Here is a 15637-nt window from a genome sequence, read left to right as displayed (position 1 = left end):
CCATAAGGGGTTAGGCCAGCGAGACCAAGAGGAGAGATACAAGATGCCATCAGCGCTCGATTTGCGCCTGGAAGCCGCCTATAATCTGATCACCGGTCCGGGCGGACCGATCCAGGTCGGGTCCGTCGAACGCTTCGGCCGACAGCTTCCCTTCATCACCAACGCGCCGACGAATCTGGCCGACTATGTCGCCTATTTCGCGATGCAGCATGGCGACGCGACGTTCCTGGTCGAAGGCGACGAACGGCTGTCGTTCAAACAGGTCTATATGGCGGCGCGCCAGGTCGCGGCGGGGCTGATCGACGGCTATGGCGTCCAGCGCGGCGACCGGGTCGGACTGGCGATGCGCAATGCCAATGCGTGGTGCGTTTCCTATATCGGCATATTGCTCGCGGGCGGCTGCGCGACCCTGCTCAACGGCTGGTGGCAGGGCGGCGAGCTGGCGGCGGGCATCGTTGATAGCGAGACCAAGCTGGTGATCGCCGACGAACAGCGTGCGGCCCGGCTCGAAGAAGTTGCGCATGGCGCCAAGGTCATCACGCTGGATATTCGCCAGCCGATCGATCAGGCGATCGCGCCGATCACCGGCGCCGGCGGCAGCGCCGCGACGGTATTGCCGGTGCTGACCGGACAGGATCTGGCGACGATCCTGTTCACCTCGGGCTCGACCGGCCAGTCGAAGGGCGCCTATTCGCGCCACGAAGCGGTGGTGCAAGCGATCTTCAACTATGTGACGCAGACCGCCAGCATCGTCCACCTGCTGACCGAAGACGGTCAGATGTCGGACATCCAGCCCGCGACCCTGATCTGTACCCCGCTGTTCCACGTTACCGCGGAAATCCCCGTATTCCTGCAAAGCTTCGCGCTCGGCCGCAAACTGGTGCTGATGCCGAAATGGAATGCCGAAGAGGCGATGCGGCTGATTCAGGACGAGAAATGCAATTATTTCGTCGGCGTTCCGCTGATGAGCTATGAGATCATGATCCATCCCAACCGCAAAAATTACGACCTGTCGACGTGCAAAAGCTATGCGGGCGGCGGCGCGGCGCGGCCGCCCGAGCATGTCAAACGGCTCGCGACCGAAATGGGGGAGGGCAAGCCGCTGCTCGGCTATGGCCTTACCGAAACCAACGCGGTCGGGTGCGGGATCATCAACGAAAATTACCTCGCCAAGCCGATGTCGACCGGGCCGGCGTCGAAACCGCTGGTCGACATGGCGATCCTCGACGACAATGGCAACGAACTGCCGCAGGGCAGCGTCGGTGAAGTGTGCATTCGGTCGGTCGCCAATTTCGAAGGCTATTGGAACAATCCCGCCGCGACCAAAGCGGCGTTCTTCGACAATGGCTATTTCCGCTCCGGCGATCTGGGTTATGTCGACGAGGACGGTTATTTGTACATCGTCGATCGCAAGAAGGACATCATCATCCGCGGCGGCGAAAATATCAGCTGTCAGGAAGTCGAAGCGGCCATCTATGAACATGCCGAGGTCAACGAATGCGCGGTGTTCGGCCTGCCCGACGAGCGGCTGGGTGAAGTGGTCGGCGCGGTAATCTGGGTCAAGCCCGGCAGCACCCTCACGGCCGAGGATATGTGCTCATTCCTCAGCGCGCGGCTCGCGCCGTACAAGGTGCCTTGCAAAATCTGGATGTCGAACGACGCGCTGCCCAAGCTGGGCAGCGAAAAGATCGACAAGGTCAGCTTGCGCAATCGCTATCGCGCCGAATATGCCGCGGAGGTCGCCGCGTAACTTTTTCTCGTCGGGGAGCGAACCGGGATCATGGCCATGGCTGAAACTCCCGCCGCTCCGTCGGCGCCTATCGCAACGGCGCCGGTGCGCGTCTATCGCCACCGGCGCGCGACGCGCATCTGGCACTGGATCAATGCCGCGACGCTGCTGATCCTGCTGATGAGCGGGCTGATGATCTTTAACGCGCATCCGCGGCTGTATTGGGGCGAATATGGTGCGAACAACGACCCTGCCTGGCTGGTGATCGGCTCGACGCCCGACAGCGGCTATTTGCGGATCGGGTCGCTCAGGGTCGAAACGACCGGCGTGCTGGGCCGCTGGACCGATGCAAAAGGGGTTGAGAAAACGTGGGCGTTTCCCGGTTGGGCGACGATTCCGACGAGTTACAATCTGGCCGACGCGCGGCGCTGGCATCTGTTCTTTGCCTGGGTGCTGTCGATCGGGCTGACGCTTTACATGCTGTGGACGGCGTTCGGCGGGCATTTGAAAAAAGACCTGCATGTCCGCCGCGGCGAATGGTCGCCGCGCCACATCTGGCATGACATCAAGCAACATGCGCGGCTGCGCTTTCCAAGGGGCGAGGAAGCTGCGCGCTACGGCATCCTGCAAAAATTAAGCTATATCGGGGTCATCTTCATCCTGCTGCCAATAATGATCGCGACCGGCCTCACCATGTCGCCGGGCGTCAATGCGGGGGCGCCATGGCTGCTCGACCTGTTCGGCGGGCGCCAGTCGGCACGCTCGATCCATTTCATCGCGGCATGGGCGCTGGTCGCATTCTTTTTTGTCCATATCGCCATGGTATTGCTGGCGGGGCCGGTGAATGAGATCCGGTCGATGGTGACCGGCTGGTTCCGTCTGCCGCCCGAGCGAGGGGAGCGCGCATGACAAGCTTTACGATGCCACGGCGACAGCTGATCGCGCGGGTCGGCGGCCTCGCCGCGACGCTGCCGATGCTGTCGGCTTGCGATGCGATCAACGAAGCGCCCGCGGTGCGCAAGATATTGTCGATGGGCGAGGAGATGAACCGCGCGAGCCAGCGCGCGCTGATCGACCGCAATGCCCTGGCGCGCGAGTTCAGCCGTGCCGATCTGTCACCGATTTTTCGCGCCAATGGCACCCGCCTGCCCGCTGGCGCCGCCTATGCCGCCCATGCGGCCAGCGGGTTTGCCGATTGGCGCGTCGCGGTGACCGGATTGGTGACGCGGCCGCTGTCGCTGTCGCTGGCCGATATTCGCGCGATGCCGCAGCGCACCCAGATCACCCGCCACGACTGCGTCGAGGGGTGGAGCGCGATCGGCCAATGGACGGGGGTGCAGCTGTCGCGCATCCTGACGGCAGCAGGAGTCAAGGACAGCGCGCGTTACATCGTCTTCCGCTGCGCCGACCGCATCGGCGATGCGCTCTACTACGAAAGCTGCGACATGGTCGATGCGCGCCATCCGCAGACGATTCTGGCTTGGGCGTTGAACGACAAGGTTCTGCCGATCGCCAATGGCGCGCCGCTGCGGCTGCGCATCGAACGCCAGCTGGGTTACAAGCATGCCAAATATGTGACCGGTATCGAAGCGGTCGCCAGCCTCGACGGCATTGGTGCGGGCAAGGGCGGCTATTGGGAAGACCGCATCGATTATGAATGGTATGCGGGGATCTAGAGCCGGGTGCGTTAAATCTGAACCGTTCGCCCTGAGCTTGTCGAAGGGCCGTTCTTTTTTGGGACGCTGAAAGAAAGAGCGGTGCTTCGACAAGCTAAGCACGAACGGAGTGGGGTGATGATCCAGATTTAACGCACAATGCTCTAGGCGGGATAAAACTCGTTCATGCTGTCCCAGCTGAGCGCCACCAGCTGTTCCAGCACCGTCAGATCGACGTCGGCCAGCTTGTTGATATACAGGCAGGACTTGCCGGTCTTGTGCTTGCCCAGCCGCGCGAACAGCGCGTCGGCCTCGTCCTGCCGGTTGCAATAGTTCCCCATCAGATAAACTGTCATCGCCGCCTTGCGCGGGCTGAACCCGGCGCGGCACATGGTTCCCGACCGGCCGCTGTCATATTTGTAGTCATAGCTGCCGTAACCGATGATCGACGGCCCCCACATCCTGGGTTCCAGCCCTGTCACCCGGCGGTGGATCGCATCAATGACCGCCGCCTCCTCGCGCCGCCGCGCGTCGGGCACCGCGGCAATGAAATCGGCGACGCCGACTTCGGTGGCTTTGGTCTTGATCTCGGTCTTGCCCATCGCGCGTCTCCCCTTGGTGGAGGATAGCGCCGCGGTTCAGAAAATCCAGTCGGCGCGCGGACGGACCTGCCGTCCGCGCGCCGAAAGCCCGTCAGCGCCGCGCGCGCTTGCCTGCCAGCTCGGCGACCAGCGCCGGGGCGGGCCAGATTTTCTCCAGCCCCTGCTGGATCGCTGCGGTCGATACCGCGACCGTCCGGTTCAGCGTGCCGTCGTAACCGAAGTTGCCGCCCAGCGAGTGGATATTGCCATCGAAAGCAGTCCCGATCACGCTGCCGTCGCGCGCGATCACCGGCGATCCCGAATTGCCACCGATGATGTCGTTGGTGGTGACGAAGTCATAGACGGTGTTCTTGTCGATCTGCGCCTCGGCCTTCACGAAGCCGTCGGCGAGCTTGTAGGGGAGCTGCCCCGTCGCGCGGTCGTAGGTGCCGCCCATCATGGTGGTTGACGGCACCGGCTTGCCGCGCTCGGTCCATCCCTTCACCTGGCCATAGGACAGGCGCAGCGTGAAGGTCGCGTCGGGGTAGAGCTTGTCGCCATAGGCAGCGAAACGGGCCTTTGCGAGCCGCGCCTGCGCCGCGGTGACCGGCGCGTTATAATCGCGGTCGACCGCGGTCTTGATCGCGCGGGCGCGCGGGTCAAGCTGGGCGAAAAAGCGGATCATCGGGTCGTCCGATGCAGCGATCGACGCGGCGCCGCCTTCCCACAATTGCTTGCGATAGGCGGGATCGGCGAGCTTCGTTCCGGCGACGAGCCGCTTGCCCAAGGCTTCGGGGCTTTCCTTGCCGAGCAGCGCTTTGACGTCGGCATTGTCGGCGCCCAGATATTCGCGCGCCTTGCTGGCCCAGAAACCGACGCCCAGCTCTTCCAGCCACGGATAGGTTGGCACCGGGTCGGTCAGCCGCTTTTCGGTGAGCGGCAGTGCCGAGTCGGTAAAGCCTGGCAGGCGTTCGCTGTTCGGTTTGCCGCGCTCGGCCGCGGCGCGCACCAGCGTCTGGGCATAGCCGGCGAGCGTCGAATAGCTGGCAGGGCCGCTTTGCAGGAATACGCTGTCGAGATAGGTGTTGCGCCGCTCGGCCATGGCCTTGTCGATCTCCGACCAGGGATCGGCGATTTCGGCATTGCCTTTGACCCGCGCGCGCAGGTCGGCTTCCTCAGCCGCCAGCTTGGCGGTGAAGGCGGGATCGTTGAGCGCGCGCAGCTGTCCCGACAGCGCCTTGAAGCTGTTTTCATATCCGAACAGCTCGTCCCCGCCTTCGCGCGTCTTGGCGGCATCGCCCTCCATGTTGGCGATCAACCGGCCGCGAAATTCGGACAGCAGGATCAGCGTCAGCGGCAGACGCTCGGCACGCTGGAACTCACGCTGCGTTTCGGTCAGCAGGCGCTGGGTCGAACCGGGGTTGCCGACGACGAAGGTGATCTCGCCTTCCTGCGGCGCGCGCGGGTTCCACTTCAGGTGAGTGGGCGTCGCCACCGGCTTGCCGTCCTCATAGGCGCGCAGGAAAGCCGCATCCATCGCGTAGCGCGGGAAGTTGAAATTGTCGGGATCGCCGCCAAAGAAAGCCGCCTGAAACTCGGGCGCCCATGCGATGCGGACGTCACTATATTTGCGATATTGATACAGCTTGTACTGGCCGCCGCCGAACAGGGTGACGACCTGGCAGCGCGTCTTGGCGCGGTCGGTACAGCCGGCCGACTCCAGTTCGGCGATGCGCGCGTCGCGGGCTTTGACCAGCGCCTCGCCGGTCAGCGCCGCAATCGCGCCTTGAATGTCGCCAGTCACGTCGGTGATCGAGGTGACGACCTCGGCCTGCTGCCCCGGACATTGGCGCTCGCGCGCCCGGTCGGCAGCGTTGAAGCCGCCGGCGACCAGGTCGCTGTCGGCGGTCGACAGATTTTGCAGGCAGCTGATGACGCAATGATGGTTGGTCAGGATCAGCCCCTCGCTCGACACGAACGACGCCGAACAGCCGCCGGTCAGCCGCACCGCGGCGGCCTGGGTCCGGCCCAGCCACTGGGCGTCAGGCGCCCAGCCATAGGCCTTGCGGATCGCGTCGGTCGGTACGCCGTCGAAGGTCCACATGCCTTCTTCGGCTGCGGCGGGAGCGGAGGCGGCAAAAGCGGCGGCAACGGTGGCGAAAGCAAGGGTCAGGCGCATATAATTCCTCGTCCAAGACATATAGTTTCAATGGACACTAGCGGCGCTCGTCCGCGCGGCCAAGCGAATATGCATGACGCCAAACGAAAGCTAATGCCTTTCGACGGCGCGATAAAATAGGACCGTGTGGGCCTTTTCTACATTGTTCTGCGGTGCTTTCATCGTCAGCAAAATCGTGTGGGCGCTCCGCTAGATGGCCGCATTTCTCTTGTACGGCGCGTCGGCGGGCGCTCCACACGGGCAACGAATTTTGGGGGGAAAGACGAGTGACAAGTTTGACAACTTCCGCCTCCCGCTCCGCGCCGCGGGCATGGCGGGCGTTGCGTCGCGGGGGCGGGGCTGCTAGCCGCGCCCGCGTCATCCCATCGCCAAAGGTACAGCCATGTCCGATTCCATAAAGCGCGTCGTCCTCGCCTATTCGGGCGGACTCGATACCAGCGTCATCCTGAAGTGGCTGCAGGTCACCTATGGCTGCGAAGTGGTAACCTTCACCGCTGATCTGGGGCAAGGCGAGGAACTGGAACCCGCGCGCGCCAAGGCCGAGCTGATGGGGATCAAGCCCGAACATATCTATATCGACGACCTGAAAGAAGAATTCGTCCGCGACTTCGTGTTCCCGATGATGCGCGCCAATGCGCGCTACGAGGGCGATTACCTGCTCGGCACCAGCATCGCGCGTCCGCTGATTTCGAAGCGACTGGTCGAGATTGCCAGGGAAACCGGCGCCGATGCCGTGGCGCATGGCGCGACGGGCAAGGGCAATGACCAGGTGCGCTTCGAACTGTCGGCCTATGCGCTGAACCCCGACATCAAGGTGATCGCGCCGTGGCGCGAGTGGGATCTGACCAGCCGCACCGCGCTGATCGCCTGGGCCGAACAGCATCAGATTCCGGTGCCGAAGGACAAGCGCGGTGAAAGCCCGTTTTCGACCGACGCCAATCTGTTGCACACATCGAGCGAGGGCAAGGTCCTCGAAAATCCGTGGGACGAGACCCCCGACTATGTCTATTCGCGCACCGTCAATCCCGAGGACGCGCCCGACACCCCCGAATATATCACGGTGGATTTCGAGCGCGGTGACGGGGTGGCACTGAACGGTCAGGCGATGTCGCCCGCGACCCTGCTCGCAGCGCTCAACGACCTTGGCCGCAAGCACGGCATCGGCCGCCTCGACCTCGTCGAGAACCGCTTCGTCGGCATGAAATCGCGCGGCATGTACGAAACGCCCGGCGGCGAGATTTATGCCCGCGCGCATCGCGGCATCGAAAGCATCACCCTTGATCGCGGCGCGGCGCATCTGAAAGACGAGCTGATGCCGAAATATGCCGAGCTCATCTACAACGGCTTCTGGTTCGCGCCCGAGCGCGAGATGTTGCAGGCGGCGATCGACCACAGCCAGGAAAAGGTCAGCGGCACCGTCCGGCTCAAGCTCTACAAGGGTAATGCGAACGTCGTCGGCCGCAAGTCGCCGAACAGCCTGTACAGCGAGCGCCATGTGACGTTCGAGGATGACGCGGGTGCCTATGACCAGAAGGATGCGGCAGGGTTCATCAAGCTGAACGCTCTGCGCCTGAAGCTGCTGGCGAAACGCGACCGATAGGAAGACGCCGATGCGCTTGTTCGATTTCTCGTCATGGCAAAGCATCGGCACCACGTTACTCGGTCTGGCGCTCGTCACCCTGATCGGGGTCGGCATCCGGCTGATGGTGATGATGACCATCCAGCAACGTCGCGAACGGATGAACCGCCAGATCAACGAGCGGCTGCGCACGCTGATGGCGGCGTACAAGACGCTGGGCGGCTCGTTCACCGGCGACCTGACGGTCGACCCGCGGCATTTGCGCGACATGCGGCGGCCTGTGCCCGTCGACGGCGAAGCTGCGCCGCCCATCGACCTCTCGGGTGAAGCTGGGAACGGCGATTCGAGCGAGGGCGAATCGGACCGCCCGCGCCGTATCCGCGATGCCGTCGAAGCGGCGCTGTCCGATATCATCCTGCTCGGCACCGAGGATCAGGTGCGCCTCGCGAGCCGCGCCGCGCGCGAACTGGCCGATGGGCGGCCGGTGCATGTTCACGACCTGGTGATCGCGCTGCGTGATTTCATTCGACAGGCGCTCGATCTCGACCCGGTGCCCGATGATGTCGTTATCCCGATGCAAGGCCCGACCCGCCCGTCGAGCGGCGGCGGCAAGGGCGGCGGTTCGGGGCGCGGTCAAGGTGGCGGCGGCGGTGGACGCGGTGGCGGCGTGGGAGGCGGCATGGGCGGCGGCGGCGTTGGCATGGCTGGCGGGCTGGGTGTCGCCGGGGGTGCAACAATTGCCGGGGGCGCTGCTGATGCGGCGGGCGGCGAGGCTGTCAATGAAACGCAACCGAAATGAAGGGTTAGCATGACCGACAGACCTACGCTAAGGCGCGATTCGTGACCGCGACCCGCTTTTTCTCCGACAATGCTGCAACGGTGCATCCGGTGGTGATGGAAGCGCTGGCGGCTGCCAATCATGTCGACACCGCTTATGACGGCGATGCGCTCAGCCAGTCACTCGACGCGACCTTTTCGGAATTGTTCGAAACCGACTGTGAAGTCGTGTGGATCCCCACGGGCACCGCCGCGAACAGCATCATTCTCGCCCATTTCGTGCGGCCGTGGCAGGGGATTCTCTGTTACGAGGAGGCGCATATCGAGGTCGATGAATGCGGCGCCCCGACCTTCTATTCCGGCGGGGCCAAACTGATGACGCTGCCGGGACGCGGCGCAAAGATCGACGCCGAAGCCTTGAAGACGCGGATCGCAGGGATTCGCCAAGATGTGCATCAGGTGCAGCCCGCGGCGATCAGCATCACCAATGCGACCGAATATGGCCTCGTCTGGCGCCCTGACGAGCTTGGCGAGATCAGCCAGATCGCGCGCGCCAACGGCATGAAGCTCCACATGGATGGCGCGCGCTTTGCCAACGCGGTGGCTTTCCTCGACTGCGCGCCGGCCGACGTCACCTGGCGCGCCGGAGTCGATGCGCTGTCGTTCGGCTTCACCAAAAATGGCGCGATGATGGCCGAAGCGATCGTGTTTTTCGGCGGCAGCGGCGGGGCGGGGGTTCGCGAGCTCAAGAAACGCGGCGGCCATTTGCTCAGCAAGGGGCGGTTCGTCGCCGCGCAGATCCGCGCGATGTTGACCAACGATTTGTGGCTCGACAACGCGCGTGCTGCCAATGCGGGTGCGGCGACGCTCGCCGCGGCGTGCGGCGACCGGTTGATGCACCCGGTCGAGGCGAATGAGCTGTTCGTGCGGCTGACGCCGGACGAGGCTGCAAAATTGCGCAGTGCCGGATTCGACTTTTACGATTGGGGCGAAGGCGCCGCGCGACTGGTGGTCAGCTGGGATCAAGACGCCGACGCAGTCGCGCCGCTCGCCGCCGCGATCGCGGCGCTGTGAGTGCGCCGCCCGGCCTGCTGACGCCGCGCGTATTAATCCCGTTTCTCTTCGTCACCCTGATCTGGGGATCGACGTGGATCGTGATCACCGGGCAACTCGGGGTTGTGCCGCCCAGCTGGTCGGTCGCCTATCGTTTCTTCGTCGGCGCGGCGGCGATGTTTGCCTATGCGATGTGGCGCGGCGAGCGGTTGACGCTGTCGGGGCCGGGCTGGTGGTTCGCGGCGCTACTCGGTTTCGCGCAGTTCGCCTTCAACTTCAACTTCGTCTATCGCGCCGAACAGCATATCACATCCGGGCTGGTCGCTGTGCTGTTTGCGCTGCTGATCGTCCCGAACACCTTGCTCGGCCGCGTGTTCCTGAAAACCAAGCTTGAGGGCCGCTTCCTGCTCGGCGCCGGGATCGCGATCGTCGGCGTCGGCATGATGATCCTCCACGAATATCGCGCTGCAAACGTCGGCCCAGAAGAGGTGCTGATCGGTACTTTGCTGACGTTGTGCGGGGTGATGAGCGCGTCGGCGTCCAACGTCATGCAGGGATCGAACGTCGCACGCGCACAGTCGATGGTGGTGATGATCGCGTGGGCCATGCTGTTCGGCGCGCTGGGTGACGCGGTGTTTGCCTGGATAACCACGGGACCGCCGACGATTGAAATGACCCCCAGCTATCTGGGCGGCGTACTTTATCTGGGCGTGATCGCGAGCGCGGTCACCTTCCCGCTCTATTTCAACATCATTCGCGCCGTGGGGCCGGGGCAGGCGGCGTGGTCGAGCGTGTTGATCCCGATCATCGCGATGGGCTTTTCAACGCTGTTTGAGGGTTATCGCTGGGCGCCGCTGTCGATCGGCGGCGGGGTCGTCGCGCTGATTGGACTGGTGATCGCGGTCGCCAAACGACCCGACCGGCCGTCGGTCAGCGGGAATACAGTGTCGGTGCCTGTCGACACCGATTGAACGCAGGCGTTACCCCGCGCTGATCCGTTCGATGTCGGCGCCGACCGCCTGGAGCTTTTCTTCGAGCCGTTCGTAACCGCGGTCGAGGTGATAGACGCGGTTCACCTCGGTCGTGCCTTGCGCGGCGAGGCCCGCAATAATCAGGCTCATTGAAGCGCGCAGGTCTGTCGCCATAACGGGGGCGCCGACAAGGTGATCGACACCGCGCACGACGGCGCTGCGGCCGCGCACATCGATGTCGCAGCCCATGCGCGCCAGTTCGGGAACGTGCATGTAACGGTTCTCGAAGATGGTTTCGGTGAACAGTGACGCGCCCTTGCCCAGCGTCGCCATCGCCATGAACTGCGCCTGCATGTCGGTGGCAAAGCCGGGATAGGGCGCGGTCGACAGGGTCACGGGTTCGGCGCGGCCCGACATCGCAACGCGAATGCCGGTCTTGGTTTCCTCGACCGTGGCGCCTGCCTGACGCAGCGCCGACAGTGTGGCTTCCATCTCATCCGCCTTGGCGCCGACCAGCTCGACGTCACCCTCGGTAATCACTGCTGCGCAAGCATAGCTGCCCGCTTCGATGCGGTCGGCCATCACGCGGTAGGTGGCGCCGTGCAGGCGATCGACGCCCTCGATGGTCAGCGTTTCGGTGCCGATGCCGTCGATATGTGCCCCCATCGCGACCAGGCAGTTGCACAGGTCGACAATCTCAGGCTCGCGTGCGGCATTTTTGAGGACGCAGGTGCCTTTGGCGAGGACCGCAGCCATCAGCGCATTTTCGGTCGCTCCGACAGATACGACGGGGAAGGTGAACTTGCCGCCCGCAAGGCGTCCGCCGGGCGCGACGGCTTTCACATAACCCGACGTCAGCTCTATCTGGGCGCCAAAGGCTTCCAGCGCCTTCAAGTGCAGGTCGATCGGGCGATTGCCGATCGCGCAGCCGCCGGGAAGCGATACTGTTGCCTCGCCGGCGCGCGCGAGCAGCGGTCCAAGAACGAGGATTGAAGCGCGCATCTTGCGGACGATGTCATATGGCGCGACGGTAGAGGTCAGCGTCGTCGTGCGCGCGGTCATCACGCGGCCAAAATCCTCGGGCCGCGAACCCTCGATCGTCGTTGAGCAACCGAGCTGGTTGAGCAAATGACCAAAGCCGTCGACGTCTGCCAGTCGCGGCAGATTGCGCAGTGTCAGCGGCTCGTCGGTGAGCAGCGCGCAGGGCAGCAGGGTGAGCGCCGCATTCTTGGCGCCGGAGATGGGGATACGGCCCTTGAGTCGCTGGCCGCCGCGAATGACGATTTGATCCATTTTCCGTCTTTAGCGCACGGGCGCGGGCGCGCAAGCGGGCGCGCCTTTCGCCGTGGCTTTCCAGTGCGAAATGTGAAACTATCCATCACTATATTCAGGTCAAACACGGGCGGTGCGATCTGAGCGGCTTTTCACGGGGGGAGAAGGTCATGCGGAGCAATATCGTCACGATCGTTACGTCAACGGCGTTGATCGCCAGCCAGTTAGCTGTCCCGGCGATGCCGCAATCGACCTATCCCTATCCTCAGCCGGGAGGGCCGCAGATCCAGCCGCCGCGACCGGGGTATCAGGGTTACGCGGGGACGATCCGTTGTGAATCGCGCAACAACAAGATCCAGCGCTGTAACGTCCGCACCGACAATCGCGTCGATCTGCTGCGCGTGATCGGCGGGCGCTGTTCGAAGGGACGCGACTGGAGGTTCACCGCGAACCAGATCTGGGTGTCGGGCGGCTGCCGCGCCGAATTCGGCTATGGTTATGCAAGCGGCGGCGGTTATCCGACCCCGTTGCCGCAACCTGTCGATGATTATGCGGGCACGCTGCGCTGCGAATCGCGCAGCAACCGCTATGAACAATGCAATGTGCCCACCAGCAACCGTGTCGATCTGCTGCGCAAGCTCGGCGGCAAATGCAATGCCGGGCGGCAGTGGGGTTACACCAATGACTATGTCTGGGTGAACAATGGTTGCCGGGCGGAATTTGGTTATGGGTACCGCAATGTGCGGCCGATCGCGCCCGAAAAGGACAAGGGGCCGAGCACCGGACTGATCATCGGCGGCATCGTGGTTGCTGGCGGGTTGCTGGCATTGCTCGCCAGCCAAAAGAAAAAGAAGGCCGAAACCGCAGCGCCCGAAAGCGCCGAGACATCCTATCCTCCAGGTCCGCCCGCGACGCTCAGCGCGAATCTAAGCAGCTTGCCGAGCGCGGCGCGCCCGTCGGTGCAAAATTGCATGACCGATGCAGCGCGCCAGATCGGAGTGACGGGCGGCACTCGCCTGTCCTATGACAAGCTGGTGTCGCTCGAACAGGGCAATGGCGGTTGGCGCATCCGTGCGGCGATGACAGCGACCTACCCCGACGGCGCCCGCCCGATCGAAATGTATTGCCGCGCGACGCCGAGTGACATCATCCAGCTCGATTTTTCGTAGCGGGAGTTTTGCCCCTTTTTGTCGTCATCCCGGCGAAGGCCGGGATCTCGCCGTCGCGATATGACGCCCTGTGGAGATCCCGGCCTTCGCCGGGATGACGATATTGGGGACTGAGATTACCCCAACAGTGCCTCTTCGACCTGTGGCAGCCGATCTTTGCCAAAAAACATCGCATCGCCGACAAAGAAGGTCGGGATGCCGAACGCCCCGCGCGCGACCGCGGCGTCGGTGTTGGCGACCAGCTTCGCCTTGATCTCGGGCTCCTGCGTCCGCCCCAGAAGCGCGGGGCCGTCGAAGCCGTTTGCCGACAGGAAGGTCGCGATCACTTCGGGATCGTCCATCTTCAGCCCGTCCTCCCACATCGCGCGGTTCACCGCGTCGATGTAATCGTCGATCACGCCCTCTTCGTCGGCAACGATCGCGCCGCGCATGATCGTCAGCGTGTTGACCGGGAAATGCGGGTTGAGGCGAAATTTGCTCAAGCCATGTTTTTCGATGAAACGCCGCATCTCCAGATTCTCATAGGCGAGCTTGGCGGGGGCATCGGCATATTGGGTCATCGGCGCCTTGTTGCCCGTCGCCTTGAAAATACCGCCGAGCAGGCACGGGGTGATGAGCAGGTCGGCGCCCGTGCGGTCGAGCAGTTCGGGCAGCGTCTTCATCGACAGATAGGCGTTGGGGCTGCCGAAATCGAAGATGAGTTCGAGGGTCTTGGTCACCATTTTTCTCCCCAGGGGCGAAGGTCGAGTTCATGCGTCCACGCGCTTTTCGGCTGATTGTGGAGCATCACATAATTGGCGGCGATGGCTGCGGGATTGAGGATCAGATCCTGCGCCTTGGCATTGTCGAAATCGGGATGGCGGCCCTTGATGAAGTCGGTGTCGATCGCGCCGTCGATGACGGTGTGCGCGACATGGATGCCCTGCGGCCCCAGTTCGCGCGCCATTGCCTGCGCGAGCATGCGGAGCGCGCCCTTGGCGCCCGAGAAGGCAGCATAGCCCGACCCGCCGCGCAGGCTCGCGGTGGCGCCGGTAAAGATGATCGTGCCGCGGCCGCGCGAGGTCATCCGCTTCGCCGCCTCTCGCCCCATCAGGAAACCGCCGAGGCAGGCCATTTCCCACACCTTGGTGTAAACGCGCACCGTCGTTTCGGTGATGGGGAAATTGACGTTCGCGCCGATGTTGAACACCGCGACCTCGACCGGGCCGACCTCGGCCTCGACCTGATCGAACAGCGCGATCATTGCGGCTTCGTCGCGGGCGTCGGCCGGAAAGGCACGGGCGCTATAGCCGTCGTCGCGGATCGACTGCGCCAGTGCTTCGAGCTGATCGGCGTTGCGTTCGCGGCGGTTGACGCAGGCGGTCAGACCCTCGGCCGCGAACGCGCGGGCGATGGCGCCCCCTGTGGCGTCGCCGGCCCCGATGATGATGGCTGCAGGATTGGGCATAAGCGACTCTCCTCTTGCGTCCGATAGTAACTATGATAATCATAGTGACAAGAGATTTTTGGGGACACCAAAGAGAGCTGTTGAGGTTGCGCGTAAGAATGTCGTCATTGCGAGCGAAGCGAAGCAATCCAGAGCGGTTTACGCTACCCAGGATTGCTTCGCTTCGCTCGCAATGACGTAGGTCGATTAACCCGATGCCCAAACGCACCGTTCTATCCGACACCTTTTGCCCCGTTGGCCGCTCAGCCGAACTGCTCGGCGACCGCGCGGTGCTGCTGATCCTGCGCGACCTGTTCTTCGGCAATCGGCGATTTGAGGTCATTGCCGCGAACACCGGGCTCGGCCCGCAGCTCGTATCGGCGCGGCTCAAGCTGCTTGAAAGCGAAGGCGTGGTGGAGCGGCGCGCGTATCAGCAGCGCCCCGTTCGCTACGATTATTGGCTGACCGACAAGGGCAAGGACCTGTTTGATGTCCTGTACGCCATGCGGGGCTGGGCCGAGCGTTGGGCGTACCGCGAGGGGGAGACGGGCGGCGGCCCGGCGATGCGTTACATCCACCGTGCGTGTGGCACCGACGTAGGGACCGCGGTGGTGTGCCCGGGATGCGGCGAGCCGCTGGGCTATGGCGATTTGAAGGGCGAGCCGTCGGCGGCGCTCAAGGCGGAGCGGGCGCGGCGCGCGGTCTAGTTTACGCCTTTTCCAGCGTGCATTGCAGCGGGTGCTGGTTCTGCCGCGCGGCGTCCATCACCTGATTGACCTTCGTCTCGGCGACTTCGTAGCTGAACACGCCGCACACGCCGACGCCCTGCTGGTGGACGTGCAGCATCACCTGCGTCGCCTGTTCGATGTCCATGTTGAAAAAACGCTGAAGCACCATCACGACGAATTCCATCGGGGTGTAATCGTCGTTGAGCAGCAGCACCTTGTACATCGACGGCTTTTTGGCCTTGGCGCGAGTGCGCGTGGCGATGCCCACGCCGGGCGTGCCGGGCGAGCCGTCGTCCTTGTCCGCCATGGCGCGGATAGGGGGGGTGATCGAAACGGGAAACATCATGGTCAGGAATATCGCAAGCCGCGGGCGAAGCGCAAGAGGCGCGCGCGCGGTTTTTAACCTCTTGTTCGCCAGCCGGGTCGGCTGGTCGCACCAAAACAAGAACCGCCCGCTTCCATGGGAAGCGAGCGGTCTTGCGAGTGTCGGCGCAGGCGGGGGGAGGGGGAGGGTGCCC

Annotated in this window: 15 protein-coding genes; 9 read left to right on the top strand and 6 right to left on the bottom strand. The window is 63.8% G+C overall.

The features are described from left to right. Window positions 1-43: 43 nt before the first annotated feature. Genes VGN68_RS12420 through VGN68_RS12410 form a run of 3 tightly spaced genes read left to right on the top strand, consistent with a single transcriptional unit; the run spans window position 44 to window position 3405 of the window. Entirely contained in the window at window positions 44-1750 is a 1707-nt protein-coding gene (locus VGN68_RS12420; RefSeq protein WP_327477122.1) for a class I adenylate-forming enzyme family protein, read from the top strand. 36 nt (window positions 1751-1786) lie between these two features. Then, on the top strand, window positions 1787-2638 hold the full coding sequence (locus VGN68_RS12415; RefSeq protein ID WP_327477120.1) for a cytochrome b/b6 domain-containing protein: 852 nt from the start codon (window positions 1787-1789) through the stop codon (window positions 2636-2638). Continuing rightward, the gene (locus VGN68_RS12410; RefSeq protein WP_327477118.1) at window positions 2635-3405 is read left to right on the top strand and encodes a molybdopterin-dependent oxidoreductase; all 771 of its coding nucleotides are present in this window, start codon (window positions 2635-2637) and stop codon (window positions 3403-3405) included. Before VGN68_RS12415 ends, VGN68_RS12410 begins: the two co-directional genes overlap by 4 nt. A 143-nt stretch (window positions 3406-3548) precedes the next feature. Here the strand turns inward: VGN68_RS12410 and VGN68_RS12405 are convergent, their stop codons facing one another. Both VGN68_RS12405 and VGN68_RS12400 read right to left on the bottom strand, forming a co-directional pair. Beyond that, complete coding sequence (locus tag VGN68_RS12405; RefSeq protein WP_327477115.1) at window positions 3549-3986, bottom strand: DUF1801 domain-containing protein; 438 nt, start codon at window positions 3984-3986, stop codon at window positions 3549-3551. Between the two features lie 91 nt (window positions 3987-4077). Next, window positions 4078-6144: a S46 family peptidase gene (locus VGN68_RS12400; RefSeq protein WP_327477113.1), complete on the bottom strand. Its 2067-nt coding sequence runs from the start codon at window positions 6142-6144 to the stop codon at window positions 4078-4080. A 382-nt stretch (window positions 6145-6526) separates the two neighbouring features. Here VGN68_RS12400 and VGN68_RS12395 point away from each other — a divergent pair, with 382 nt between their 5' ends. Genes VGN68_RS12395 through VGN68_RS12380 form a run of 4 tightly spaced genes read left to right on the top strand, consistent with a single transcriptional unit; the run spans window position 6527 to window position 10524 of the window. After that, entirely contained in the window at window positions 6527-7744 is a 1218-nt protein-coding gene (locus VGN68_RS12395; RefSeq protein WP_293976219.1) for an argininosuccinate synthase, read from the top strand. 10 nt (window positions 7745-7754) lie between these two features. Further along, window positions 7755-8522, top strand: coding sequence for a hypothetical protein (locus VGN68_RS12390; protein ID WP_327477106.1), 768 nt, complete (start codon window positions 7755-7757; stop codon window positions 8520-8522). 41 nt (window positions 8523-8563) lie between these two features. Further along, entirely contained in the window at window positions 8564-9574 is a 1011-nt protein-coding gene (locus VGN68_RS12385; protein WP_327477104.1) for a threonine aldolase family protein, read from the top strand. Next, window positions 9571-10524, top strand: a complete 954-nt coding sequence (locus tag VGN68_RS12380; RefSeq protein WP_327477102.1) for a DMT family transporter — start codon at window positions 9571-9573, stop codon at window positions 10522-10524. The genes VGN68_RS12385 and VGN68_RS12380 overlap by 4 nt, the downstream gene beginning before the upstream one ends. Before the next feature lie 9 nt (window positions 10525-10533). On the opposite strand, the gene murA is transcribed toward VGN68_RS12380, so the two are convergent. Then, a complete protein-coding gene (gene murA, locus VGN68_RS12375; protein WP_327477099.1) occupies window positions 10534-11817 on the bottom strand; it encodes a UDP-N-acetylglucosamine 1-carboxyvinyltransferase in 1284 nt (427 codons plus the stop codon). A 149-nt stretch (window positions 11818-11966) separates the two neighbouring features. Here murA and VGN68_RS12370 point away from each other — a divergent pair, with 149 nt between their 5' ends. Beyond that, entirely contained in the window at window positions 11967-12965 is a 999-nt protein-coding gene (locus VGN68_RS12370) for a DUF3011 domain-containing protein (RefSeq protein WP_327477097.1), read from the top strand. A 116-nt stretch (window positions 12966-13081) separates the two neighbouring features. Here VGN68_RS12370 and VGN68_RS12365 read toward each other — a convergent pair whose 3' ends face one another. Both VGN68_RS12365 and VGN68_RS12360 read right to left on the bottom strand, forming a co-directional pair. Continuing rightward, complete coding sequence (locus VGN68_RS12365) at window positions 13082-13687, bottom strand: 2-hydroxychromene-2-carboxylate isomerase (protein ID WP_327477095.1); 606 nt, start codon at window positions 13685-13687, stop codon at window positions 13082-13084. Then, window positions 13681-14412, bottom strand: coding sequence for an SDR family oxidoreductase (locus VGN68_RS12360; protein ID WP_327477093.1), 732 nt, complete (start codon window positions 14410-14412; stop codon window positions 13681-13683). The genes VGN68_RS12365 and VGN68_RS12360 overlap by 7 nt, the downstream gene beginning before the upstream one ends. A gap of 194 nt (window positions 14413-14606) precedes the next feature. Here VGN68_RS12360 and VGN68_RS12355 point away from each other — a divergent pair, with 194 nt between their 5' ends. Beyond that, window positions 14607-15098 (top strand): helix-turn-helix domain-containing protein, encoded by a 492-nt coding sequence (locus tag VGN68_RS12355; protein ID WP_327477091.1) that lies wholly within the window; start codon window positions 14607-14609, stop codon window positions 15096-15098. A 1-nt stretch (window position 15099) separates the two neighbouring features. Here the strand turns inward: VGN68_RS12355 and clpS are convergent, their stop codons facing one another. Next, window positions 15100-15462 (bottom strand): ATP-dependent Clp protease adapter ClpS, encoded by a 363-nt coding sequence (gene clpS, locus VGN68_RS12350; RefSeq protein ID WP_414713044.1) that lies wholly within the window; start codon window positions 15460-15462, stop codon window positions 15100-15102. Window positions 15463-15637: the final 175 nt, after the last annotated feature.

Source organism: Sphingopyxis sp. (assembly GCF_035998965.1).
Lineage (GTDB): Bacteria > Pseudomonadota > Alphaproteobacteria > Sphingomonadales > Sphingomonadaceae > Sphingopyxis.
Note: the sequence above shows the minus strand (reverse complement) of the source record. Positions and strands in the feature narration are given on the sequence as shown.

Bases quoted from the DNA above. Each gene is read 5' to 3' on its own strand.
- VGN68_RS12370 (WP_327477097.1), top strand. From the start codon at position 11,967: ATGCGGAGCAATATCGTCACGATCGTTACGTCAACGGCGTTGATCGCC.
- VGN68_RS12390 (WP_327477106.1), top strand. From the start codon at position 7,755: ATGCGCTTGTTCGATTTCTCGTCATGGCAAAGCATCGGCACCACGTTA.
- clpS (WP_414713044.1), bottom strand. From the start codon at position 15,462: ATGTTTCCCGTTTCGATCACCCCCCCTATCCGCGCCATGGCGGACAAG.
- VGN68_RS12415 (WP_327477120.1), top strand. From the start codon at position 1,787: ATGGCTGAAACTCCCGCCGCTCCGTCGGCGCCTATCGCAACGGCGCCG.
- VGN68_RS12355 (WP_327477091.1), top strand. From the start codon at position 14,607: ATGCCCAAACGCACCGTTCTATCCGACACCTTTTGCCCCGTTGGCCGC.
- VGN68_RS12410 (WP_327477118.1), top strand. From the start codon at position 2,635: ATGACAAGCTTTACGATGCCACGGCGACAGCTGATCGCGCGGGTCGGC.
- VGN68_RS12420 (WP_327477122.1), top strand. From the start codon at position 44: ATGCCATCAGCGCTCGATTTGCGCCTGGAAGCCGCCTATAATCTGATC.
- VGN68_RS12395 (WP_293976219.1), top strand. From the start codon at position 6,527: ATGTCCGATTCCATAAAGCGCGTCGTCCTCGCCTATTCGGGCGGACTC.
- VGN68_RS12405 (WP_327477115.1), bottom strand. From the start codon at position 3,986: ATGGGCAAGACCGAGATCAAGACCAAAGCCACCGAAGTCGGCGTCGCC.
- VGN68_RS12400 (WP_327477113.1), bottom strand. From the start codon at position 6,144: ATGCGCCTGACCCTTGCTTTCGCCACCGTTGCCGCCGCTTTTGCCGCC.
- murA (WP_327477099.1), bottom strand. From the start codon at position 11,817: ATGGATCAAATCGTCATTCGCGGCGGCCAGCGACTCAAGGGCCGTATC.
- VGN68_RS12365 (WP_327477095.1), bottom strand. From the start codon at position 13,687: ATGGTGACCAAGACCCTCGAACTCATCTTCGATTTCGGCAGCCCCAAC.
- VGN68_RS12360 (WP_327477093.1), bottom strand. From the start codon at position 14,412: ATGCCCAATCCTGCAGCCATCATCATCGGGGCCGGCGACGCCACAGGG.